Source organism: Oceanidesulfovibrio marinus (assembly GCF_013085545.1).
GTDB lineage: Bacteria > Desulfobacterota > Desulfovibrionia > Desulfovibrionales > Desulfovibrionaceae > Oceanidesulfovibrio > Oceanidesulfovibrio marinus.
Genome location: NZ_CP039543.1, coordinates 2,626,483 through 2,649,380 on the forward strand (window position 1 = coordinate 2,626,483; position 22,898 = coordinate 2,649,380).

At 64.2% G+C, this 22,898-nt stretch carries 18 protein-coding genes; 12 read left to right on the forward strand and 6 right to left on the reverse strand.

Annotated features, from left to right (window positions below; translation table 11 throughout):
• The first annotated feature begins 272 nt into the window (after positions 1-272).
• Entirely contained in the window at positions 273-1,394 is a 1,122-nt protein-coding gene (gene rsgA / locus E8L03_RS11630; RefSeq protein ID WP_171267447.1) for a ribosome small subunit-dependent GTPase A, read from the forward strand.
• 173 nt (positions 1,395-1,567) lie between these two features.
• Here the strand turns inward: rsgA and nuoH are convergent, their stop codons facing one another.
• From nuoH to E8L03_RS11660, 6 genes are read right to left on the reverse strand one after another with little or no spacing between them, the layout of a single operon-like run.
• Positions 1,568-2,566: an NADH-quinone oxidoreductase subunit NuoH gene (gene nuoH / locus E8L03_RS11635; protein WP_328592848.1), complete on the reverse strand. Its 999-nt coding sequence runs from the start codon at positions 2,564-2,566 to the stop codon at positions 1,568-1,570.
• The gene (gene nuoG / locus E8L03_RS11640; RefSeq protein WP_171267448.1) at positions 2,563-5,112 is read right to left on the reverse strand and encodes an NADH-quinone oxidoreductase subunit NuoG; all 2,550 of its coding nucleotides are present in this window, start codon (positions 5,110-5,112) and stop codon (positions 2,563-2,565) included. The genes nuoH and nuoG overlap by 4 nt, the downstream gene beginning before the upstream one ends.
• Positions 5,113-5,161: 49 nt before the next feature.
• Positions 5,162-6,481 carry a complex I 51 kDa subunit family protein gene (locus E8L03_RS11645; protein WP_144305417.1) on the reverse strand — a complete coding sequence of 440 codons (1,320 nt, stop codon included), beginning with the start codon at positions 6,479-6,481 and terminating at the stop codon, positions 5,162-5,164.
• Positions 6,482-6,485: 4 nt separating this feature from the next.
• A complete protein-coding gene (nuoE, locus tag E8L03_RS11650; RefSeq protein WP_144305418.1) occupies positions 6,486-6,989 on the reverse strand; it encodes an NADH-quinone oxidoreductase subunit NuoE in 504 nt (167 codons plus the stop codon).
• A gap of 10 nt (positions 6,990-6,999) precedes the next feature.
• The gene (locus tag E8L03_RS11655) at positions 7,000-9,447 is read right to left on the reverse strand and encodes an NADH-quinone oxidoreductase subunit B/C/D (protein ID WP_216367898.1); all 2,448 of its coding nucleotides are present in this window, start codon (positions 9,445-9,447) and stop codon (positions 7,000-7,002) included.
• Positions 9,423-9,836 (reverse strand): NADH-quinone oxidoreductase subunit A, encoded by a 414-nt coding sequence (locus E8L03_RS11660; RefSeq protein ID WP_144305419.1) that lies wholly within the window; start codon positions 9,834-9,836, stop codon positions 9,423-9,425. Before E8L03_RS11660 ends, E8L03_RS11655 begins: the two co-directional genes overlap by 25 nt.
• A gap of 334 nt (positions 9,837-10,170) precedes the next feature.
• On the opposite strand from E8L03_RS11660, the gene E8L03_RS11665 reads away from it, so the two are divergent.
• The 11 genes from E8L03_RS11665 to E8L03_RS11715 all read left to right on the forward strand — a co-directional run bounded on the left by E8L03_RS11665 (position 10,171) and on the right by E8L03_RS11715 (position 22,896).
• Positions 10,171-11,556, forward strand: coding sequence for a cytochrome ubiquinol oxidase subunit I (locus tag E8L03_RS11665; RefSeq protein WP_171267449.1), 1,386 nt, complete (start codon positions 10,171-10,173; stop codon positions 11,554-11,556).
• Positions 11,553-12,566, forward strand: a complete 1,014-nt coding sequence (locus E8L03_RS11670; RefSeq protein ID WP_171267450.1) for a cytochrome d ubiquinol oxidase subunit II — start codon at positions 11,553-11,555, stop codon at positions 12,564-12,566. Before E8L03_RS11665 ends, E8L03_RS11670 begins: the two co-directional genes overlap by 4 nt.
• A gap of 27 nt (positions 12,567-12,593) precedes the next feature.
• Positions 12,594-13,160: an NADH-quinone oxidoreductase subunit NuoI gene (gene nuoI / locus E8L03_RS11675; protein ID WP_235896593.1), complete on the forward strand. Its 567-nt coding sequence runs from the start codon at positions 12,594-12,596 to the stop codon at positions 13,158-13,160.
• Positions 13,157-13,777: an NADH-quinone oxidoreductase subunit J family protein gene (locus E8L03_RS11680; protein WP_171267451.1), complete on the forward strand. Its 621-nt coding sequence runs from the start codon at positions 13,157-13,159 to the stop codon at positions 13,775-13,777. The genes nuoI and E8L03_RS11680 overlap by 4 nt, the downstream gene beginning before the upstream one ends.
• Entirely contained in the window at positions 13,774-14,079 is a 306-nt protein-coding gene (nuoK, locus tag E8L03_RS11685; RefSeq protein WP_144305423.1) for an NADH-quinone oxidoreductase subunit NuoK, read from the forward strand. The genes E8L03_RS11680 and nuoK overlap by 4 nt, the downstream gene beginning before the upstream one ends.
• A gap of 4 nt (positions 14,080-14,083) precedes the next feature.
• Complete coding sequence (nuoL, locus tag E8L03_RS11690) at positions 14,084-16,000, forward strand: NADH-quinone oxidoreductase subunit L (RefSeq protein WP_171267452.1); 1,917 nt, start codon at positions 14,084-14,086, stop codon at positions 15,998-16,000.
• A 9-nt stretch (positions 16,001-16,009) separates the two neighbouring features.
• Positions 16,010-17,482 carry a complex I subunit 4 family protein gene (locus E8L03_RS11695; RefSeq protein WP_244963518.1) on the forward strand — a complete coding sequence of 491 codons (1,473 nt, stop codon included), beginning with the start codon at positions 16,010-16,012 and terminating at the stop codon, positions 17,480-17,482.
• A gap of 10 nt (positions 17,483-17,492) precedes the next feature.
• Positions 17,493-18,935: an NADH-quinone oxidoreductase subunit N gene (locus tag E8L03_RS11700; protein ID WP_171267453.1), complete on the forward strand. Its 1,443-nt coding sequence runs from the start codon at positions 17,493-17,495 to the stop codon at positions 18,933-18,935.
• Positions 18,936-19,262: 327 nt separating this feature from the next.
• Positions 19,263-20,456, forward strand: coding sequence for an ROK family transcriptional regulator (locus E8L03_RS11705; protein WP_216367899.1), 1,194 nt, complete (start codon positions 19,263-19,265; stop codon positions 20,454-20,456).
• A gap of 173 nt (positions 20,457-20,629) precedes the next feature.
• Positions 20,630-21,949, forward strand: coding sequence for an ABC transporter substrate-binding protein (locus E8L03_RS11710; protein WP_171267455.1), 1,320 nt, complete (start codon positions 20,630-20,632; stop codon positions 21,947-21,949).
• A 74-nt stretch (positions 21,950-22,023) separates the two neighbouring features.
• A complete protein-coding gene (locus E8L03_RS11715) occupies positions 22,024-22,896 on the forward strand; it encodes a carbohydrate ABC transporter permease (protein WP_144305427.1) in 873 nt (290 codons plus the stop codon).
• Positions 22,897-22,898 lie beyond the last annotated feature (2 nt).

The following is a 22,898-nucleotide window of genomic DNA, read 5'->3' on the forward strand; positions in this document are numbered from 1 at the left end:
GCTTTCACGGAGACCTGGAAGCACTGCCAGGGATGAACCAATCAGGCGTACCGCCACTCCCCCTCGCCGGGCCGGCGGGCAAAAGCGGGCCTGAGCCCCCCGCGTTCAGATCCCGGCGCTTGACGAAGGGGTGCACGAAATCGTAGTAGCATTCCTGACTTATGTTGGATCTTGCCTAGCTCCATACCCGGACCCCGATGTCCCCTGGCCACTGCCGCCGCAAGCTTTTGCGGTGGGCGTTTTCTTGCGGCCTTTTTCCATGGAGCTACACCATGTCGTTTTACGACCTCATCGACCTTGGCTGGTCGTCCTTTTTCTCAACGCCTTTCGATTCCCTGAACCTTAGCGGCCTTGCGCCTGCGCGTGTGGCGCGCGCCGAGCGGGAGCGCTACCTCCTCATGCATGCCGGCGGCTATGCCTGCGCCGTGCTGGCCGGAAGGCTGCGGCACGAGTCCCTCGGCCCCGGCGGCCTGCCCGTGGTGGGCGACTGGATCGTAGCGCGGCTCGAAGACCTCCCCCACAACGGTTGCGTCGAGGCCGACACGCATTCCGAAGCACAGTTCGGCGCGGCGCGCATCGAGGCGATCCTGCCACGGCGCACCCTGTTGTCCCGGCTCGATCCTTCCGGCGGCGCGCAGCAACCTCTGGCCGCCAATGTAGACCTCGTGCTTCTCGCCGCAGGGCTGGATCACGACTTCAACCCGCGGCGCCTGGAACGTGGGGCCGCGCTGGCTCGCGGGGCCGGCGCCGAGCCCGTGGTGGTGCTGACCAAGGCGGACCTGCGCCCGGACTGCCGCCGCGAGCTGTCGCAGGTCATGTCGGCAGTGCCCGGCGCATACGCCTTTGCGCTCAGCGCGCGCACAGGTCAGGGCGTCGACGAGCTGCGCGGACTCCTCACGCCGGGCGTCACCGCCGTGCTGCTCGGCTCATCCGGCGCGGGCAAGTCCACCCTCGTCAACCGATTGCTCGGCAGCCAACAGCAGCGCACTGCCGCCGTGCGGGAAGCAGACTCCCGCGGCCGGCACGCCACCACGCACCGCGAGCTGTTCCCGCTGCCCGGCGGCGGGTTGCTCATCGATACGCCCGGTCTGCGCGCCTTCGGTCTGACGGGCGAGGACGGCGTGGGCGATCTCTTTGCGGATGTGGAGCGCTTTGCCGCGTCCTGCCGCTTCCGGGACTGCCGCCACGAGGCCGAGCCCGGCTGCGGCGTCAAGCAGGCGATGGATCGCGGCGAACTCACGCCCGAGCGCTACGCCTCATTCCTGAAGCTGCGCAGTGAGGCCGAACGCATCGAACGCCGCCAGGCATCCCCCACTGACCTGGAAGCGAAACGCAGGGATAAAGAGCTGGGCAAGCTGCTGAAACGGTACGCGCGGATCAACCCCAAGGGCTAAGCAGTCACATCCCTCAATAAAACAATCGCCCGGAGCCGTACCCATGTATCGGCTCCGGGCGATTACTTTTTGCGAGACTCGGGCGACGCGTGCGTCTGCGGAAGGCTGTCTGTTGAATGCCGCGATGACTGGCCGGAGCTATCATAACAGCTGAGCCCCAACCGGATGAGAATCTAGCCCAGCGCGGCCATCACAGCCCCGGTGACCACGATGTTGGCCAGCGCGATAGGCATCAGCACCTTCCAGCAGAAGTGCATAAGGTGGTCGTAGCGCATCCGCGGCATGGTTCCCCGCGTCCAGACCAGCAGGAATGGGACGATAGCGATCTTGATGAGCAGCCAGATTGGTCCGGGCAGGAGCGGCCCCCGCCAGCCGCCCAGGAAGAAGACGGCCATCAGCGCCCCGAAAAGGATCATGTTCACGTACTCGCCAAGGAAGAACAGCGCGAAGCGCATGCCGCTGTACTCGGTGTGGAAGCCGGCCTGCAGCTCGTTCTCGCCCTCGGGAATGTCGAAGGGAATCCGCTTGGACTCGGCCAGGCTGCAGATGAAGAAGATGGCGGCCGACACGGGCTGCACCACGATGAACGGGTAGCTGGACTGCGCGTTGACGATGTCGGTCAGGCTCAGGGAGCCGGCCATCATGAACACGGGCACCAGGGACAGGGACAGGGGCAGCTCGTAGCTGATCATCTGCGCCACACCGCGCACGGCGCCGATGAGCGAGAACTTACTGTTGGAGGCCCAGCCGCCCAGCGCCACGCTGTAGACGCCTATGGAGGAGAGCGCCAGGAAGACGAGCACGCCGATGTCCATGTCACTGATCACCAGCGGTACCGTATGGCCGAAAAGGTGGATGTTCCCGCCGAATGGAACCAGCGCGAAGACCGCCAGGGTAGTGAAGGTCAGGAGGCCCGGCGCAATGAGGAAGAGAATCGTGTCCGCGCCTTCCGGGATGAGGTCCTCCTTGAGCAGCAGCTTGACGCCGTCGGCCAGGGACTGCAGCAACCCGTACGGTCCCACCCTGTTCGGTCCGTAGCGCAGCTGTATGCGGCCGAGCAGCTTGCGCTCGAACAGGACCAGATAGGCGGCGATGGTCATTACCACCATCATCACCACCCCGCACTTAATGACCAACACAATCAGGCCGAGCAGGAAATCTGCGCCCATCATACGTCATCTCCCGGACAGCTTGCGCCAAGGACCTTATCCGAGCGCTCCTCGGCGCTTGTTTCGCCCTGCTCCTTCCATATCCGTTGCAGAGGGAACGGCGCGGTCACGCCGCCCACGAACTTCCAGCCGGAATCCGGGATGCGCGGCAGCACCACGGTGTTCCGGGCCATGCGCTCGCTGGTCCGCAGCACGCCCCTGGCAAGGCCGCCCACAAGCGGCAGCAGTATTATATCGCCGTCGGCCAGATCCATGGCTTCGGCGCTCGCCGTGTGGAGAAATATTTCCGACTCGGGCATCAGTTCCCTGCCCAGCACGCCCTGGTTGGCCAGCGGGTCCGACCCGAAGATTCGCCGCCCCACGATGACTTCTTCCGGCCCCTCCACCACGTACTCGGCAAGGGGCGCGAGCATGCCGAACGGCTTCTCGGCCCGCTGCGGCAGCACGTGCACGGCGTGATCGGGTCTGGCCTCATGCATCAGGGAAAAAGCCGGCCCTGTCTCCACGGCCGAAGGCGTCTTCTGCATCGTCAGGTTCAGCTTCCGGCGCATCAGCTCTGCCCACTGAGAGGCCGAGCGCGGATCGCTGCCTGGAATTTCCGTCGTGAATTCGCGCGGCGGATGGCTGCCGCCGCCGGTCTGCTTCACCGGCGTGCCGCCCTTAAACACCGGAGCCGCGCGCTGCATCATGCCCAGGCTGTTCACGTAGCAGCCGCCGGACTCGAAAATGGTGGTCAGCGGCAGGGATACGTCCGCCTTGTTCCAGGTGTCGGAAGGCAGGCAGTCCATGCACACCAAGAGCTCCAGCTTGTCCATGCAGCTCTGCGCCCACTGGGTGCGCGGGAACTCCTGCAAGGGGTCATCGCCCACGCAGAGCAGCGCCTTGACCGAGCCACCCTCGACCGCGATCAGAATGTCTTCCAGGCTGCGGCCGTCCGGCGAGTCGGCAAGGGCAGCGCCCAGGGAGTTCGCCTCCGGCAGCAGGCAGCAGAGCCCGGCGTCCGCACCGGCGTGCCGCAGCAGCCGCACCATGCCGGCGGCCAGAGTGATCCATCCGGCGGGCATGGTCTCCCCGGCGCAGACCACCACGGGCCGCTTGGCCCTGGCCAGATCCTGGGCCACGGAGACGACAACGGCCTCCAATTTGGCGATGTCCTCGTTCATGCCGTCGTCCAGGGCCTGCAGCTCCCGCCAGAAGTCCCGGCACTCGCCGTCGAAGCCGGACTCGCCGTCCGGGAAGGTCAATGCGAGCAGCCACGCCGCCGTGGCCGGCAGGAAATGCCTGGCAACAGGAATTGCCGTGGCGTCGCAGAGCGTGTCCACCGGACGCGGATCGAGCACGGCGACCTTGGCGCCGGCGCGCTGGGCCTGGCGGATGGCCAGCGCGGAAAGGGGCGCATCGTGCAACGGGTCCGCGCCGAGCACGAGCACGAAGTCGGCCTGTCGTACCTGGCCGAGGTCCCAGGCTATCTCGCGATCCAGATGGGATGCGGCCTCATGGCAGGCGGAGCGCTCTGAAATGGTAGGGAAGTACGCTGGCGGGGCAATGCCCAGCGCATCCGTCAGGCCGCGGAGGGAGGCGAAATCCTCCAGGCTGCAGCGGGGGGAGGCGTACACGGCTACGGCGTCCGGGCCGTGCGCATCCATCGCCGCGCGAATCCTGCGCGCCGCCTCGGTCGCTGCGTTTTCGACATCCACGGGCGCACCGTCCACCAGGGCCTGCCGAGGACGCTCCGGCTGCGAGGCGTAGCCGAAACCGTACCGGCCCCTGTCGCAGAGGAAGGCGTCGTTGACGTCCATGTTCTCGCGCGCCTCGACGCGCAGCACCTCGCGGTAGCGGACCCCGGCCGTGGTGTTGCAGCCCAGGGAGCAGTGCAGGCACACGCTCGGCGCTCGCTCCAGGTCCCAGCGCCGCGCCCGGTAGCGCGAAGGTTTGTCCGTAAGCGTGCCGGTCGGGCATATCTCGGCGATGTTGCCGGAGAACGGGCTCTCCAGCCGGCCCGGCTCGAACCGGCCGTAGTAGACGCGCCCGGCGATGCCGAAGGTGCCGTAGTCCGTGCCCCCGGCGTACTCGCGGTAGAACCGCACGCAGCGGTAGCAGTGGATGCAGCGATTCATCTCGTGCTGGATGAGCGGGCCCAGATACTGATTCTCGTAGGTGCGCTTCTTGCCGCGGTAATGGCGGAGTCCGTGGCCGCCGGACACGGTCATGTCCTGCAGCAGGCAGTGGCCGCCCTCGTCGCAGATGGGGCAGTCGTGCGGATGGTCGAGCATGAGCCACTCGATGACCTGGGCGCGGAAGGCCATGGCTTCCGGATGGTTGGTGGAGACGACCATGCCGTCGCGCGCATCCACCATGCAGCTCATGTCCAGCCCCTTCTTATGGCCTTCGATAAACTTGACGGCGCACATGCGGCAGGCGCCGACCGCGCCCAGCGACTTGTGGTAGCAGAAGCGCGGGATCTTGATGCCCAGGCGTTCGGCGGCGTCGATGACCTTGGTTCCGGCCTCGACCTCCACTTCACGTCCGTCGATGGTCAGCTTGGGCACGATATCTCTCCAACGTTCAGGTCTTCCGGATCAGCGCGCGGCGATCCGGTCAGGACGCATCCCTGTCGAGAACCTTCCAGTCCCCGGGTTTTGGTTTTTCCATGTCGCCGAAGGGGCAGCCGCGGCCGTCCAGGTGCTCGCGCACCTCGTCGCGGAAGCTGCGCAGAAGCCCCTTGACCGTGGAGGCGGCTCCCGGCGCAAAGCCGCAGTACGCGTGGGCCATGCCCGCGGCCACCGTCTCCAGCCGCTTGACGTCCGCCTCGGTCCCGTCGCCGGCTTCGATGTCCTGCAGGAGGCTGAGCATGTACGGGATTCCGTCGCGGCACGGCGTGCACCAGCCGCACGACTCCCGCGCAAAATAGGTCAGGATATTGATGGTAGCCTGTACGAGGCAGGTGTTCTTGTCGAAGACCACGATGGAGCCGGTGCCAAGGGAGAGGCCGGCGGCTTTCATGGAGTCGAAGTCCATGGGCGTTGCGAGCTGGGCCTGGGTGACGAAACTCGTGGACGCGCCGCCCGGAATGCATGTCTTGAACTCCGCGCCGGGCAGCATGCCGCCTGCATGCTCGAAAATTATGTCGCCCAGGCGGGTGCCCATGGGCAGCTCGTAGCAACCGGGATCGACCACCTCGCCGCTCACGCAGTACAGCTTGGTGCCGTCGCCTGTGGGCGTGGCCGCGAGGCCCTTGAACCACTCCACCCCGTTGCGGATGATGTGCGGGACGTGGGCCAGCGTCTCCACGTTGTTGACCACGGTGGGCATGCCCCACAGGCCGGAGCTGGTCATATGGCCGGTCTTGTCCGGGTTGGGCCGTTTGCCCATGATGGCGTTGGCCTGGGCCGAGCTCTCGCCGCAGATGTAGCGCCCAGCGCTGCGGTGCACCTCGATGTCGAAGGAAAAATCGCTGCCCAGTATGTTCTTGCCCAGCATGCCGGCCTCACGCGCCGCGGACAGCTCGCGCTCGATGAGCTCTGCATCGTCGTTGTACGACGGCCGGATGAAGAACACCGCGACGTCGGCCTGCACGGCATAGGCGGCCATGGTGATGCCTTCGATGACCAGGTGCGGGTCCGTGTTGACCAGGACCCTGTCCTTGAAGGTGCCGGGCTCCATCTCGTCGGTGTTGGACTGGATATAGCGCGGATGGGGCGCGTCCTTGCGCACGAAGCCCCACTTGCGGCCGGCGGGAAAACCCGCGCCGCCGCGGCCCCGCAGGCCGGACTCTGTCACCATATTAATGACTTCATCCGGGGTCATGGTGCGGACCGCGCGCTCCAGCGCCTCGTACCCGCCGAGCTGGCGGTACTCGTCGAAGCCCACCGGACCGCAGTCCGAGCGCATGTTTTTCAGCAGTACACGTTCACTCATGGCGCTACCTGCAGAGGCATTGGATGATGTTGTCGGCGTTCTCCCGCAGCTCGTCGATGATCTCGTCCACCTTTTTCGGGGTCAGCCTGCCGTAATGCTTGCCGTTGATGAGCATGGCCGGCGCATTGTGGCAGTTGCCCAGACAGGCCGTGGGCAGCACCGTGAACAGCCCGTCCTCCGTAACCTCGCCCACGCCTACGCCCAGCTTGTCGCAGAGGTACTGGAACAGGCTGTTCTCGTGGTGCATCCAGCAGGCAACGCCGTCGCAGACGTGGATCACGAAGCGGCCCACCGGCCTGCGGTAGATGAAGTCGTAGAAGGTGCACAGCTCCTCCAGCTCCACGGTGGTCTTGCCGGTCAGGCGCGAGGCATGGCCCAGGGCCACGTCGGAAAAGCAGCCGAAATGGTTCTGCAGCAGATATATGATGTCGATGAGCTTCTCTTCGACATGCTCGGCCTCCCGGACCATGGTTTGTATCTCTGTTTCCAGCTCTTCCGGCAGCAGCATGCTCGTCTCCCTAGCGATCCAGATCCGGTGCGATGTAATCCGTCGAACCGATGATGGCGATGAAGTCCGGCAAAAGATGGCCGATGGTCATGAGGGGCAGGGCCTGCACGGTGGGGTAGCCGGCGGAGCGCATGTGCAGCCGGTACGGCATGTTCCCGCCGTCGCTCACGATGTAGAACCCCTGCTCACCGCGGGGCGATTCGGTCACTGCATACGCCTCGCCGGCCGGCACCTTGGGCCCGCGCGTGGCGTTGATGAAATGGTGTATCAGGCTCTCGATGTCTTCGAGCGTGTCCTTCTTGTCCGGTATGCAATAGCGGTAATCCTCGGAGATGTGCCGTCCCGATGGCATCCCCTCCAGGCACTGGGAGATGATCCGGTTGCTCTGCAGCATCTCCTCGAAACGCACTTCATAGCGCGCCAGGCAGTCGCCATCCTCCCGGGTCGGGATGTCGAAATCGTACTGCTCGTACCCGGAGTACGGCGTCACCTTGCGCAGGTCCCACTCCTTGCCGCAGGCGCGGAGGTTCGGCCCGGTCAAGCCATGGTCGATGGCGTCCTCCAGGGTGATAGGGCCAATGCCCCGTATCCTGGCTCTGAGGATGGGGTTGCCGGAAATCAGGCGGTGGTAGCTGCGGACTCTTTTGGGGAAACCGCTGACAAAGTCCCGCACCATCGTGTCCCAGCCTTCGGGCAGATCCATGGCCAGGCCGCCGATGCGCAGCCAGGCCGGATGCAGGCGGGCTCCGGTGATGGTCTCGATGATGTCCAGAACCTGCTCGCGCTCCCGGAAGGTGTGGAACACGGGCGTCATCATGCCCAGGTCCTGCACCATGGTTCCCAGCCAGAGCAGATGGTTGGAGAGCCGGAAGAACTCGGAGAGCATGACCCGCACGCACTGCGCCCGCGCCGGCACGGTGATGTCGCACAGCTTCTCGATGGCCAGCAGATAGGTGAGGTTGTTGGCAACGCCGCTCAGATAGTCGAGCCGGTCCGTGTAGGGAATGTACTGGTGCCAGGACTGGTGCTCGGCGATCTTCTCGGCCCCGCGGTGGTGGAAGCCGATGTCCGAAGCCATGTCCACAATCTCCTCGCCGTGCAGCTCCAGCACGAAACGCACCACGCCGTGGGTGCTGTAGTGGTGCGGACCGATGTTGAGCACGAACTCGCGTTTGGTGGGCGAGGTGGCGTGCAGGCGACGGAGCAGCTCGCCTGCGTCCTCGGGCTGCATGCGCAGAACGTCCTCCTCCAGATACGGCGCCATCTCCGTGGCCCTGTGGGGCTCGCTCTTGCGCAAGGGATGGCCCGGCCACGTCCGGGGCATGATCAGACGGCGCAGCTCCGGGTGGCCGACGAAGCGGATGCCGAACATGTCCCAGACCTCGCGCTCGTACCAGTTGGCGCAGGCCCAGACCGATGTGGCCGTAGGCGCTTCGGGCTCGGCCCCGGATAGGGGCACGCGCAGGCGAAGGCGCTCCACCGCGCTCAGGGAGGTCAGGGTGTAGACCAGGGTGAAGTCGTGCTCCACCGGAACCTTTCTCGTGCTCTCGTCCACCGCGGTGAGGTCCTCGAAGCGCTCATACTTCACGGGCGACTCGTGCTTGAGCCACTTCAGCACGTCAACGACGTGGTCCGCCGACACGGTCACCGTGGGCATGTCCACCGGGTCCTCGCGCCACGTTGCCAGCTCACCGAAGCGTTCCTCGATGGCCTTGCGCAGCACCGTCTGCCGCGCCGAGAACTCCAGCACGGGCGGCGGCGGTGTCCACATCTCCTCGGAGCGGCTGCCGGCGAAGCCCGGCGGGGTGACGGAGGTGCCGCGCACCGGAATGCCCTGCATGCCCGGCCCGCGCGTATCGCGATCCTTGCTGACGCCCACTTCCAGAATATCGTCGCGTCCGCCCAGCTGGCCGCCGGACAGGCCGAGCACCGGCTTGAGCGGCCGGTTCTTGCGCTTGATCATGTCCTGCAGGGTGATGAGACCGTACATCAGGGCTTCCGGCCGCGGCGGGCAGCCCGTGATGTACACGTCCACGGGAATAAGCTGGTCCACGCCCTGCACCACGCTGTAGACGTCGTACATGCCGCCGGTGTTGGCGCAGGAGCCCATGGAGATGACCCACTTGGGCCGGGACATCTGCTCGTAGATGCGCGTGACCATGGGCGCGACCTTTTTGAAGACCGTTCCGGACACCACCAGAAGATCGGCCTGGCGCGGCGAACCGCGCAGCACCTCGGCGCCGAAACGCGCGATGTCGTACACGCCGGTAAACACGGTGGCCTGCTCGATAAAGCAGCAGGACAGCCCGAAGAACAGGGGCCAGAGGCTGTTCATCTGGCACCAGTTCACGAGGACGTCGCCCAGGCTGGCTCGCTCGGGCAGCATGCGCACGGCCTCCGCATCCCCAAGCACGGCGGCCTCGACAGCTTTGGTCAACGCTTCGGCGTCATACCCCATTCGAGGCCTCCTTTTCGCCAGACCCAAAAAAGTCCGAGCAGCAGCACGCCGATGAAAAATGTTATCTGGGCCCAGCTTGCCCAGCTCAGCGAGGTGAAGGAAACGGCCCACGAAACCACGTACACCGCCTCCACGTCGAACAGCAGGAAAAAGACGGCCACCAGCCAGAACGGAGCCGGATAGCGCAGCCGGGCCGTGCCGGTGGGAATGATGCCGCACTCGTAGGGCAGCGCTTTCTGGCCTTCTGGCTTCCGCCTGGTGATAACGACGGTCAGCACCAGAATGGTCGCCACAAGCCCTGCCGCCAGGAAAAAGAACACGCCGAGGGACAGCGCGCCGGGCTCCCAGGAGCTGAAACCAGTGATTGCCATTTCCGGAGTTGCCTGCATTGTATGCATCCTTCTCTAGACCGGAGATTTCATTCGTAGCATATTCCAACCAATTTGCTATACCAGACTTTTCGTCTATGTAAAAACCTTCGTACCCCCCTGCCCGTTGTGGTAGGGTACTCTCCGGTCAGAATGTCGCGCCAAAGGATGGCATGAACGAACTTGACATGATAGCCTTATTTTCAGCACATAATTAGGGTTGCTTCTGTAAATACAGCGTTGCCGAATTACTGAGCCACTCGGCGGCCGACTGCCAGGTGAACGGAACACGCAGCCTCGGAACAGCGAAGCCACCCGAAAAGAGTGCGCACAGCACCAAAACGGAAAACGACTCATGGAACATCTGCTAACAGATCATATTCTCCTGTCGCGCATACAATTTGCGCTGACCACGATGTTCCATATCATATGGCCAGCATTAACCATAGGCCTGTCAATTTTCATTTTCGCGGCCGAGCTCGCCTGGGTCAAGACGGGCAATGTCGAATGGCGCCGCCAGGCCCGTTTCTGGACCAAGTTCTTCCTGCTGGCCTTTGCCATGGGCGTGATCAGCGGCGTGCCCCTGGAGTTCCAGTTCGGCACCAACTGGTCCCGTTTTTCCGTCGCAAGCGGCAACTTCCTCGGCCAGATTCTCTCCGTCGAGACCATGTCCGGCTTTATGCTGGAATCCATCTTCCTCTACTTCATGGTGGCCGGATGGAAGCGGCTCTCCCCTGGCATGCACCTGTTCTCCACGGGCATGGTGGCCCTTGGCGCGTCAATTTCCGCGTTCTGGATCATGGTGGCCAACTCCTGGATGCAGACGCCCTCCGGAGGAGGGCGCATGGTGGACGGCGTGTACCAGGTGACGGACCGTTTGGCCGCCATCTTCAACCCCGACATCTTCGCTTCCTTCCCGCACATGTGGCTGGCGTGCCTGACCAGCACGGCCTTTATCATCTGCGGCGTCAGCGCCTGGCACATCCTGCGCCACCGCCACTCCGAGTTCTATCTGCGCGCCTTCAAGGCCGGCGTGGCCGCGGCGTTGTTCTTCTCTTTGCTGCAGGCCTTCACTGGTGATCTTTCGGGGAGAACCGTTGCCCGATATCAGCCGGCCAAGCTGGCCGCCACCGAGGCGTTCTGGGAGACGAACAAGCCGGGCGAAGGCGCGGCCTGGTCCATCTTCGCCTGGCCGGACACGGAGGCCGAACGCAACTACGTGGAGCTGCGCATCCCCTTCGTGCTCAGCATACTGGCCACCCACGACCCCTTTGGCCGGGTCACCGGACTCAAGGACATCCCCGAGGACGAACGGCCGCCCATCACGCTGATCTTCTACTCGTTCCGGATCATGGTCTTTACCGGCACGCTGATGATCATCGTGGCTCTGTGGGCCGTGTGGACCTGGTACAAGGGAAGGCTGACGCCCATTCACGCCGCCAGGCAACGCAAGCTGATGAAGTTCTTCATCTGGCTGGCCCCCTTCTCCATCATCGCCATCTGGACGGGCTGGATCATGCGCGAGGTGGGACGACAGCCATGGATCATATACGGCCTGCTGCGCACCGACGATGCCTCGTCCCCGCTGACGGCCGGTGCCGTGAGCATTTCCCTGGGCTACTTCGCCCTGGCCGCCGTGTTCTTCATCACGCTGTTCTGCGTCTTCTCCGTGCGCATCCTGCGCAAGGGGCCGGAAACGGACCAGGCGCCAGACGAGCCTGAATCCGGGAGGCCGACATGAGCCACGCGACTCTCATCGACCTCTGGTTCGTGCTGACCGCGGGGCTGCTTTTCCTGCACATCGGCCTCGGCAGCATCGATCTTGGCGTCTGCACGCTCTCGCTGATCACGCCGGACAAGGACTCCGAAACCCTGCTCGGCTCCATCGACACCATCTGGCACGCCAACCAGACCTGGCTGGTGGTGCTCGGCGGCACGCTCTTCGGCGCGTTCCCCGTTCTATACAGCGAGGTCCTTTCCCGGCTCTACGGGCTCGTCATCGTGCTGCTGGCCATGCTGGCCATGCGCGGCATCGGCCTGGAGTACCGCCACCATGCGGCCAACCCCAGGCGCTCGCGCCTTTTTGCCGGATGCGGCGCATTGGCGGCCATCGTGGCCGAGGGACTTATTCTGGGAACCCTCATCGTGGGCGCTCCGGCGCCGGGCTCCAGGCTGGCCGGCCTGTCCGCTTTCGTCCGGCCCGAGGTCCTGCCGACCGTGCTCTTCCTTATCTTCACCGCTCTGCTCACCGCCGGCGCCTGGCTGCTGAAGGAGCTGGACGACGAACACCCATTGCGCCCCATGGCCAGACGGTCGATGATGGCCGGCGCGGTCGGCGTTCTGGTCTTTGCCACGTACATCTGCCGGCAGATGCTGGCGGCGTGGCGAATCGACGCCGCGGAGCTGCACGGGTTATACATGTCCCTCGCCGCCGTAGCCTTTGCGGCCCTGGTGCTGATGACGGTCAGCATGCAGAAAAGCTGGCGGGGCTCCCAGGTTCCCTGGGCTCTCGTTGTTGTGGGCGTGGCCCTGGCCGCCTGCGCGGGCACGGCCCGCTTCGCCATGCAGACGCCCGGCGCTGCGGACTTCGCGGCATCCAGGGAGGCGCTGGTGTTTCTCACCTGGACCTCGGCCCTGTTGCTGCCGCCGCTGATCGCGTTCCAGATTTTTCAGTACCGCCTGCAACGGCGCGGCACGGATGTCTCCACGACAGAATCGGGCGGGCAGGAACCCTCGGCCGGTCCGGAGTAGCCCGACCCGACAGATTGGAAAGTGATGATGAACACGAAGCTGAAACGTCTCACCGAGATGCTGAAAGACGCCGGGGAGGGCACGCGCGGGCTGATCTACGGATATGGCGAGACCCTGCGCGCCATGTTTACCCACCCCATCACGATTCAGTATCCGGAGGAGAGAAAGAAGCTGCCGCCACGGTCGCGGGCGCACATCATCCTCACCCGCACGCCCGACGGCGATGAGCGTTGCGTGGCCTGCTATCTGTGTTCCGCCGCCTGCCCGGTGAGCTGCATCTCCATGCAGGCGGGCACGCGCGAGGACGGACGGCGCTACGCCCCGTGGTTCCGGATCAACTTCGCCCGCTGCATCTACTGTGGGCTGTGCGAGGAGGCGTGCCCCACGCTGGCCATCCAGCTTACGCCCAACTACGAGTACTGCGCCGACTCCCCGCTCAAGCTTGTAGCCGAGAAGGAAGACCTGCTGGTGAACCACGGCGGCAAGAACAACGAGTACGACTTCTACAAGCACGCCGGGGTCGAGGAGAAGTACCCCCGCGGCGAACATCCCGGTGAGAAATCGCCCGTGGACTACAAGAGCAACCTGCCATGAGCATTTACGCAATGCTGTTCTACGCCCTCGCAGCCATCACGCTCGGCTGCACGATCATGGCGGTCACGCGCCGTGTGCTCGTGCACGCCGTGGTCTGGATGGTGGGCGCGCTCATCGGCACGGCGCTCATCTTCCTGCTCCTAGGCGCGCCCCTCTTGGCCGGGTTCGAGGTCATCATCTACGCCGGGGCCATCATGGTGCTCTTCCTCTTCGCCATCATGCTCATGGCGCAGGACCCCAGCGAGTCCAAGCAGGTGGAGGCCATGGCCAAGTGGCGCATCTTCCGCCGGCTGTTCTGGCCCGCGGTCTACGGCCTCGTAGGGCTTTTGGCCTGCATGGCCTTGATCAGCTTCGACCCTGCCAACACGCCCATGCTCAAGCTGGGCAGGGTCTCGCCCCATGCACTGGGCGCGTGGGTCTTCGGCAATGCCTGGCCCGCGGTGGAGGCCGTCTCCCTGCTCCTTTTCGTTGCCCTGGCCGGCGCGCGCTACCTGGGGCTGCCGCTCGTTCGGGCCGACCAGCCCAGACACTGGGGCGAGAGCCTGAAGGCTGAGGCTGCCGGCAATCCGGAACCCGAGCCGGTGAAGCCCCAGTCGGCAGAGGAGGACGGGCAATGATCGTTCCCATGGAGCATGTGCTGATCTTCGCGGCGGTGCTTTTCCTCATCGGGCTGGTCACCGTGGTGGCCCGGCGCAGCCTGATCATGATCCTGCTCGGCGTGGAGGTGATGCTCAACGCGGCCGGCGTGGCCTTTGTAGCCGGAGCGCTGCGCTGGTGGGACATCACGGGCCAGGGCATGGTGCTGTTCATCATGGCCGCGGCCGCGGCCGAGATCGCCGTGGGCCTGACCCTGGTGTTCAACATCTGGTGGCGGACCAAGAACCTCAACCCCGACGCCCTGACCAGGCTCAAAGGATGAACGCATGACCGTCTTCATATGCCTCATCCTCTTCACGCCGCTTCTGGGAGCCACGCTGCTGGCCCTGGCGGGCCGGGCCATATCGCGCCGCCTCTCCGGCGTGCTGGCCTGCCTCTGCGTGGCGGGGTCCCTGGCCGGAGCCATCGCCGGCTGGTCCGCGCTGGCGGAGTCCGGCTCCACAACCCAGACCATCCACCTGTTCACATGGTTCTCCGTGGCCGGTCTGAATGCCTCCTTCTCCGCGCTGTACAACCACCTGGCCGCCGTGATGGCGACCATGGTCGCCTTTGTCTCGCTGATCATCCATGTGCACTCGTACTTCTTCATGCGCGACGATGAGAGCTGGGTCCGCTATTTCTGCTACCTGAACCTGTTCGTCTTCTTCATGCAGGTCATTGTCCTGGCCGACAACCTGATCTTCCTCTTCATGGGTTGGGAGGGCGTGGGCTTCTGCTCCTTCGCGCTCATCGGCTTCTGGTACACCGATCCCTCGCGCGTCATGGCCGGCCGCAAGGCGTTTCTGGTGACGCGGGTGGGCGACGTGGCCTTCATCGCAGCGATGGCTGTGCTCTTCTACGCCACGAACAGCCTGGGCATCGCCGATATCCTCGGCGCTACCGGAACCCTTGCCCCGGCCACCGTAACGCTGGTGGGTCTGCTCTTCCTCTGGGCAGCGGCAGGCAAGTCGGCGCAGCTTCCCCTGCTCGTCTGGCTGCCGGACGCCATGGCCGGCCCCTCACCGGTCTCGGCCCTGATCCACGCCGCAACCATGGTCACGGCCGGCGTCTACCTGCTCATCCGCCTCTTCCCCATGCTTGTACTCTCCACGCTGACCATGGAGGTCATCGCCGCGCTCGGCGCGCTGACCGCTCTGTTCGCGGCCTGCGCCGCCCTGGCCCAGCACGACATCAAGCGCGTGCTGGCCTGGTCCACCATCAGCCAGGTGGGCTACATGGTTATCGGCGTGGGCATCGGCGACCCCAACGGCAGCTTCTTCCACCTTCTGGTGCACGCCTTCTTCAAGTCCCTGCTGTTCATGGTCGCCGGCATCGTCATCCAGGCCCTGCACGAGGAGCACGACATCTTCAAGATGGGCGCGCGCGTGCGCAAGATCGCTCCCGGCACGGCCCTGGCCTTTTTCTGCGGCGCCGCCGCCCTGGCCGGGCTGCCGCCATTCGCCGGATTCTTCAGCAAGGGGACGATTCTGGAGCACGCGCTGACCTCAGCCGTGCACGGCCCCCCCATCTGGATGGCGGTCTGGGCCGCCGGCACGGTGACCGCGCTGCTCACGGCCCTCTACAGCTTCCGCGTCTTCTTTTTGGCCTTTACCGGCAAGCCGGCCCTGGAGCCGGATACCAAAACGGAAAAAACGCCCCCGGCCATGCTCCATGTGCTGTGGCCGCTGGCCTTGCTCTCCGTGGTGGCCGGCGCGCTGAACATGCCGGAGCACGTCGCAATGCAGCTCGGCATCCCGCCCCACTGGCTCGACCACGTGCTGGGCAACCTGGCCGGCCCGGTGATGGAGCACCCGGATCAACATCTCGCTTCCATGGCCGAGCTCATCGACGGGTCCCTGGCCCTGGTCGGATTCGCCATCGCCCTCTTCATCTACGGTCCCTGGCGGATCAGGAAACCGGCTGCCGACAAGGGGCTCGCAGCGGCCATGCAGCGCGGCTTCGGGCTTGATTATCTGTACATGACATATGTCGCCCGGCCCTACCGCGCCGCGGCGGATCTTATCTGGAAAAATGTTGAGGACGGGGGTGTGGACAGCGCCGCCCTCGGCCTGGGCGGCATTGCCGTCCGCGCCGGAAACAGGGCCAGGCGCTGGGGCGAGGACAAGCTCACCTCCTATCTGTTGTGGCTGCTGCTGGGGCTCGTCATCATGCTGGTCATCGTGGCCGCCGTAGGCATACGTTAAGGAAAGACCGTGCACGTATTCCCGCTGCTCACCACCCTCATCTTCCTGCCGCTTTTTGGCGGCATGGCCGGTCTGTTCTTCCGCCGGAACCCTGCGCAGGCCCGGTTCATCTGCCTGTTGACCGCGCTCATCGAGCTTGTGCTGGTCCTGGGCGTCATCCCGCTTTACGGCTGGTCCGGGCCCATGCAGCTTACCGAGCGATTCGCCTGGATACCCTCGCTCCACGTGCAGTACTCGCTGGGCATGGACGGCCTGAGCTACCTGCTCGTCCTGCTCACGGCCCTGCTCGTGGTGCTGGGCATGCTCACCTCATGGAAGGAGATCCAGGAGGACACGGCGGCGTTCTACACGCTGCTCCTGGCCTCCATGAGCACGGCCGTGGGCGTGTTCCTGGCGCGCGATCTGCTGCTCTTCTACTTTTTCTGGGAAGCGCAGCTCATTCCCATGTTTTTCATCATCGGCCGCTACGGCCACGAGAAACGGCGCTACGCCGCGCTCAAGTTCTTTGTCTTCAGCATGGTGGGCGGCCTGCCCATGCTGCTGGCCGTTATCTGGCTGATGATCAACGGTCAGGACATCTCCCTGGCCGCCCTGAGCGCCGTGCCCGTGCAGGGTGCGTTGCAGGTTTACTGCGCCGTGGCCTTCATGCTGGCCTTTGCCGTGAAAACGCCGCTGTTGCCGGTACACACTTGGCTGCCGGACGCCCACACCCAGGCGCCCACCGCGGGCAGCCTGCTGCTGGCCGGCGTGCTGCTCAAGACCGGGGCCTACGCCATCCTGCGCTGGGCCCTCCCCCTGTTCCCGGACATACTCGCCGCGGCCGCGCCGTGGCTGGCCGGACTGGGACTCGCCGGGCTCTTCTACGCATCGTGGACAGCCCTGGCCCAGCGCGACGCCAAGCGACTGGTGGCGTACTCCAGCGTGGCGCACATGGGGCTGATCATCTTCGCCATGTTCGCCCACAACCGCTTGGGGCTTTCCGGCGCTGTGGTGCAGATGGTGAGCCACGCCCTGACCACCGGCGCGCTGTTCGTCATGGTGGGCATGCTGGCGGAGCGCTTCCACTCCCGCGAGCTGGCGGACTTCGGCGGGTTGTGGAGCACAATGCCCCTGTTCGGCGGATTTTTCATGTTCTTCGCCGTGGCCTCTGCCGGGCTGCCCGGACTGTCCAACTTCGTGGGCGAGCTGTTCATTATGATCGGCTCGTTCAAGGTCTATCCGGTGGGCGCATCCCTGGCCTTCTGCGGCATCGTCGTCGGCCTCGCCTACGTGTTGCGGCTGTTGCAGGGAACCGTGCTGGGCGCTCCCGGACGCCTGAGCGGGGGAGACGCCGCGGCCGCGGCCACCGATCTCGACGGTCGCGAAATACTGATTCTCTCGGTGTTGGCCCTGGCCGTCCTGCTGGTCGGCCTGCATCCGTCGCTGTTGCTCAAGCTCGTGCAGCAGCCATTGGACGCCCTGGCGGCGCATTGGCCCGGATAATGGATCGACCATGAACGATATACTGATCTTTTCCCCGCACCTGGTGCTGACCCTGGGCATCCTGCTGTGCTTCGGGCTCGGCGTGGTCTTCAAATGGCCGCGGGGGCTCTACGCCATCACCCTGTGCGTGACGATCCTCGCCGGAACCATGGCCCTGCTCGCATACCCGGGTCCGCCGCCGGTCAACACGGGACTGCGCTCCATGCTGGCCACGGGACCCCTGTCGGCCTACTTCCTGCCGCTGCTGTGCGCCTTGAGCACGGTCATCCTCCTGCTGTTCGGCCCGTACCTCAAACGCGAAGGCCATGCGCACGAGGACGAGCTCTACGCCCTGTTCCTCTCAGCGCTGCTGGGCGGCCTGCTGCTCGCCGGCGGCCGGAGCTGGCTGGCATTCTTCCTGGGCCTGGAGCTCCTCTCCCTGCCGCTGTACGTGCTCATCGCGTTGCGCAAGACCGACGCGGGCGGCAACGAAGCGTCCATGAAGTACTTCGCCATGGGCGCCACGGCCAGCGCCGTACTGCTCTTCGGCATCGCTCTGATCTATGCCGGCTCCGGCACGTTGGACATCGCCGCGAGCCTGGGGCAACCGGAAGGCGCGGCCACTGTGCTGCTCGGCCTGGGCATGGTCATCGCCGGGCTGGCCTTCAAGCTTTCCATCGCGCCGTTCCATCTCTGGGCGCCGGACGTGTACCGTGGCGCGCCCGCTCCGGTCGCCGCGCTGCTGACGTCGAGCGTCAAGGCCGCCGCCGCGGCCGGGCTGCTCCGTATCGCCCTGGCCATGAGCCCGCCTCTGGTCATGGACCCGCCGCTCTGGCCGGCCACCGTGCCCATGCTCTGGGCCCTGGCCGCCCTGACCATGCTGGCTGCCAACCTGGCCGCCCTGGTCCAGACAAGCGTCAAGCGCATGCTCGGTTTCTCGTCGGCCGCGCACATGGGCTACATGCTCATGGGCATTCTCTGCGTACGCGAGGCCGGCCCGGGACCGGTGATGTACTACGCCGCGGCTCTGGCGGTGATGGATCTCGGGGCGTTCGGCGCGCTGACGCTGCTCGACTCGCAGAAGGACGTTGCTGTCGATTCTCTGGATTCTCTGCACGGCCTGGGCCGGGCGCGGCCATGGGCCGCCGCCTTGCTGGCCATCAGCCTGGCCGCACTTGCCGGCCTGCCGCCCACAGCCGGATTCACCGGCAAGCTGCTGCTCTTCCGCGCCACGCTCGTGGGGGGCTACGACTGGCTGGCCTTCATCGGCATCGCCGGCGCTGCCGTATCCGTGTTCTACTACCTCCGCGCCCTCGCCGCCCTGTACATCGAAGACACGCAAACGCGCTACAATGCCGAGCGGCTCATCGTCTCCAGCGGCGTCGCCGTCTTCCTGGTCATGGTCGCGTTGATTGGCCTCGGCCTGCTGCCCTCGCCTGTTCTGCACGCCGCCACACTGCTGCTGCATCCCTAGCTCTTCGGAGCTCTCCTTCCTGGCCTGCAACGGTTTTTCCTGCTCGTCCCGCTAGCATTGCATCGAAAAGGAGCGCGGATTTCCGCGCCCTGCGTACCGCTCTGCTTTTGTTCTTCTGATTCGAGCTGTTGCCGTTTGTTTAGGTATTTTACGGGAAGGCGTGCATTTTTCTTGACTGGTTTCGAACAGATCGAGTAATAGTTAAACTAAACTTAGTTAAATTAAATATCTTACTGAAATAGCGTTGATGTCGCTGTCTTGGGAATGACGTAATGGAACTAATTTTAGTAATTATGCTGTGGGTTTTCATGGGAGCGCATGGTTCCGATGCCTAAAAAACCACCAGTCCCCGAGTTCCTGCCCCGCTACAACGAGCGGCGGGTGCTCCAGGTAGTCCGCCGTATGGGCGAAGCCTCCAAGGCGGATCTTGCGAGGCAGACCAATCTGACCAACACGGCGGTCGGCTCCATAGTTTCCACCCTGCACAACAAAAACCTGCTCAAGATCTCCGGCAAGCGGCACGACGGCCAGCGCGGCCAGCCCGCGACCCTCTACCAGCTCGAACCCGAAGGCGCCTTCAGCATCGGCGTCCGGGTCGACCGGAACTTCATCCAGACCATCCTCATCGACTTCGAGGGCACGGTGCTTTCGCGCCTGTCACACGAGCTGATACTGCCAAAGCCGGAAACAGCTTTGCAAATCATCCTCGACGATGTAAATTTGTTATTGGATAACCTTTCGCAAATTCAGCGCCGCCGCCTGTCAGGCATCGGCCTTGCGCAGCCGTACAACCTGGACAGCTGGCTGATTGAGCTCTCACTGCCGCACGAGGACTTCAGCCAATGGAGAACGTACAATCTTGCAGAGCAGATAGAGGATGCCACCTCGATTCCCGTGAGCTGCGAAAACGACGTCACGGCAGCCTCCATCGCGGAGCTCTTCTATGGCGTGGGCCGGGAGATCGACGACTATACCTATGTGTTCCTCGGTCCCGGCATAGGCGGAGCCATCGTTATCAATGGCGAATCAATACGCGGCTCCAACGGCAACGCCGGCGACATCGGCCTGATGCCCGTGCCGCCCGCGGGCCTTTCTTCCGCACCAAAGCCCAAGGGCGAGTGGGACATCCTGCTCAATCGGGCTTCGATCAATACGCTTATCCGCCACCTCCACGCCAGCGGCCACGAGGTACTTTCCTTCGACGACGTCAACGTTCTGGTCAGCGGCCAGGACGCCGCCGTCAACGAGTGGATGGACGACTGCGTTACGGCGCTCGCACCTGTGATCTGGTCGTCCACGGCCCTGCTGGACAGCCCGGTGGTGGTGTTCGGCACGGACCTGAACAACGCATTCATCAGCCAGGTCATAGCAAAGCTGGAACGGGAGCTGGAATCTACAGCGCCGGAAGCGAGAACGCCTCCCACGTTGTTGCCCGGCTCATTCGGAAGCGATGCGGAAGCAATGGGCGCGGCCAACCTTCCGTTCTTCTACCACTTCTCCACACAAAACCACGCCGTGTGAAGATATCATCTACAAGAGGAAGAGACACACAGAGATACAACAATCGTTGCACACATACCGTCGTGACGCGCAGTTTGGCTTGAATAAACCGGAGTGCTTGCCGTGTAACAAAATACCAATCCAATGGTTTTTACACCACGGACCAAACTCACCCAAACTCAGGAGGAAGCATCATGTATCGGAGGATTTTGTCTTTGTTCGCAATCGCGGGCATGCTCCTGGCAACGTGCAGTGTCCTTCATGCAGAGACCACGATCACGATCGCCACGGTCAACAACGGCGACATGATCCGGATGCAAAAACTTGCAGATGATTTCACCTCCAAGAACCCGGACATCAAGCTGGACTGGGTCACGCTGGAAGAAAACGTTCTCCGCCAGCGCGTCACCACGGACATCGCCACCAAGGGCGGCCAGTACGATGTGATGACCATCGGCAACTACGAGGCTCCGATCTGGGCCGAGCGCGGCTGGCTGCTCCCCCTGAACGACCTGGGCGCCGACTACGACGTGGACGATCTGCTGCCCTCCATCCGCAGCGCCCTCACCTACGACGGCACCCTGTACGCTGCGCCTTTCTACGGCGAGAGCGCCATGGTGATGTACCGCACGGACCTGTTCAAGAAGGCCGGTCTGGAAATGCCCAAAGAGCCGACCTGGACCTTTATCGGCGACGCGGCGCGGAAGATCACGGACAAGGACAACGAAATCTACGGCATCTGCCTGCGCGGCAAGGCCGGCTGGGGCGAAAACATGGCGCTCCTTACAGCCATGGCCGACTCCTTCGGCGCCAAGTGGTTCGACATGAACTGGCAGCCGCAGCTGGACAGCCAGGCCTGGAAAGACACTCTGACCTTTTATGTGGACCTGATGAAGGACGCCGGCCCGGTGGGTGCGTCCTCCAACGGCTTCAACGAGAACCTGGCGCTCTTCCAGTCCGGCAAGTGCGGCATGTGGATCGACGCCACGGTGGCCGCTTCCTTTGTGACCAACCCCAAGGAGTCCCAGGTGGCGGACGAGGTCGGCTTCGCCCTCGCTCCGGACAACGGCCTGGGCAAGCGCACCAACTGGCTGTGGTCGTGGAACCTGGCCATTCCGGCCGGCACCAAGAAGGAAGAGGCAGCCAAGAAGTTCATCGCCTGGGCTACCTCCAAGGACTATCTGAAGATGGTTGCCGAAAAGGAAGGCTGGGCCAACGTTCCGCCCGGAACCCGCACCTCGCTGTACGAGAACCCGAAGTACAAGGAGGCGGCTCCGTTCGCGCAGATGACCCTGGAAAGCATCAACTCCGCCGACCCCATGAACCCCACGGTGGACAAGGTGCCGTACGTTGGCGCGCAGTTTGTGGCCATTCCGGAGTTCCAGTCCATCGGCACGGCTGTGGGCCAGCAGTTCTCCGCTGCTCTCGCCGGCTCCATCTCCGTGGACCAGGCTCTGGAAAACTCCCAGCGTTTCGCCGAGCGCGAGATGAAGAAGGCAGGATACATCAAGTAGCGTGATCCGCACCCGGCGGGCCGGCCAGCCCGGCCCGCCGGCAGCTTTTCCACCAAGTACCGGAGACAAGCAATATGGCCACTGCGCATTCAAAACGTATTGCCCGGCTCATGATCTCCCCATCCGTGCTGTTGCTGTTCGCCTGGATGATCATCCCGCTTGCAATGACAGTCTACTTCTCATTCCTGCACTACAACCTCTTGATGCCGGGAATGCACGAGTGGATCGGCTTCACCAACTACGAGTATTTCCTGACCGATCCGGCTTTCTTTGCAGCGATGAAGAACACCCTGCTGCTGGTCGGCGGGGTGCTGGTGATCACCACGGTGGGAGGAGTCGCACTGGCCACCCTTCTGAACATGCCGCTCTGGGGGCAGGGCATTCTGCGCATCCTGTTCATCGCCCCTTTCTTCATCATGCCCACGGTCTCGGCCCTGGTGTGGAAGAACATGTTCATGAACCCCGTGAACGGCCTCTTCGCCCACATCGCAAAGTTTCTGGGCCTGGCGCCGTTCGATTTCCTGGCCCAGGCGCCGCTCCTCTCCATTATCATCATCGTTGCCTGGATGTGGCTGCCCTTTGCCACGCTCATCCTGCTCACCGCGCTCCAGTCTTTGGACCAGGAGCAGCTGGAAGCGGCGGAGATGGACGGCGCCGGCGCCGTGAAGCGCTTTATCCACGTGGTCCTGCCCCACATCATGCGGGCGATCACCGTCGTGATCCTCATCCAGACGATCTTCCTGCTGTCGATCTTTGCGGAAATCCTGGTGACCACCAACGGCGGCCCCGGCTACGCGTCCACAAACCTCACCTACCTCGTCTACGTGCAGTCCCTGCTGCAGTTCGACGTGGGCGGCGGCTCGGCCGGCGGCATCATCGCGGTTATCCTGGCCAACATCGTGGCCATCTTCCTCATGCGAATGATCGGCAAGAACCTGGAGGCGTAACG

Coding starts and splice junctions, on each gene's coding strand:
- E8L03_RS11670 (WP_171267450.1), top strand. CDS start 11,553: ATGAGCCACGCGACTCTCATCGACCTCTGGTTCGTGCTGACCGCGGGG.
- E8L03_RS11700 (WP_171267453.1), top strand. CDS start 17,493: ATGAACGATATACTGATCTTTTCCCCGCACCTGGTGCTGACCCTGGGC.
- nuoK (WP_144305423.1), top strand. CDS start 13,774: ATGATCGTTCCCATGGAGCATGTGCTGATCTTCGCGGCGGTGCTTTTC.
- nuoL (WP_171267452.1), top strand. CDS start 14,084: ATGACCGTCTTCATATGCCTCATCCTCTTCACGCCGCTTCTGGGAGCC.
- E8L03_RS11655 (WP_216367898.1), bottom strand. CDS start 9,447: ATGGGGTATGACGCCGAAGCGTTGACCAAAGCTGTCGAGGCCGCCGTG.
- E8L03_RS11645 (WP_144305417.1), bottom strand. CDS start 6,481: ATGAGTGAACGTGTACTGCTGAAAAACATGCGCTCGGACTGCGGTCCG.
- nuoE (WP_144305418.1), bottom strand. CDS start 6,989: ATGCTGCTGCCGGAAGAGCTGGAAACAGAGATACAAACCATGGTCCGG.
- E8L03_RS11680 (WP_171267451.1), top strand. CDS start 13,157: ATGAGCATTTACGCAATGCTGTTCTACGCCCTCGCAGCCATCACGCTC.
- rsgA (WP_171267447.1), top strand. CDS start 273: ATGTCGTTTTACGACCTCATCGACCTTGGCTGGTCGTCCTTTTTCTCA.
- nuoI (WP_235896593.1), top strand. CDS start 12,594: ATGAACACGAAGCTGAAACGTCTCACCGAGATGCTGAAAGACGCCGGG.
- nuoH (WP_328592848.1), bottom strand. CDS start 2,566: ATGATGGGCGCAGATTTCCTGCTCGGCCTGATTGTGTTGGTCATTAAG.
- E8L03_RS11705 (WP_216367899.1), top strand. CDS start 19,263: ATGCCTAAAAAACCACCAGTCCCCGAGTTCCTGCCCCGCTACAACGAG.
- E8L03_RS11665 (WP_171267449.1), top strand. CDS start 10,171: ATGGAACATCTGCTAACAGATCATATTCTCCTGTCGCGCATACAATTT.
- E8L03_RS11710 (WP_171267455.1), top strand. CDS start 20,630: ATGTATCGGAGGATTTTGTCTTTGTTCGCAATCGCGGGCATGCTCCTG.
- E8L03_RS11660 (WP_144305419.1), bottom strand. CDS start 9,836: ATGCAGGCAACTCCGGAAATGGCAATCACTGGTTTCAGCTCCTGGGAG.
- E8L03_RS11715 (WP_144305427.1), top strand. CDS start 22,024: ATGGCCACTGCGCATTCAAAACGTATTGCCCGGCTCATGATCTCCCCA.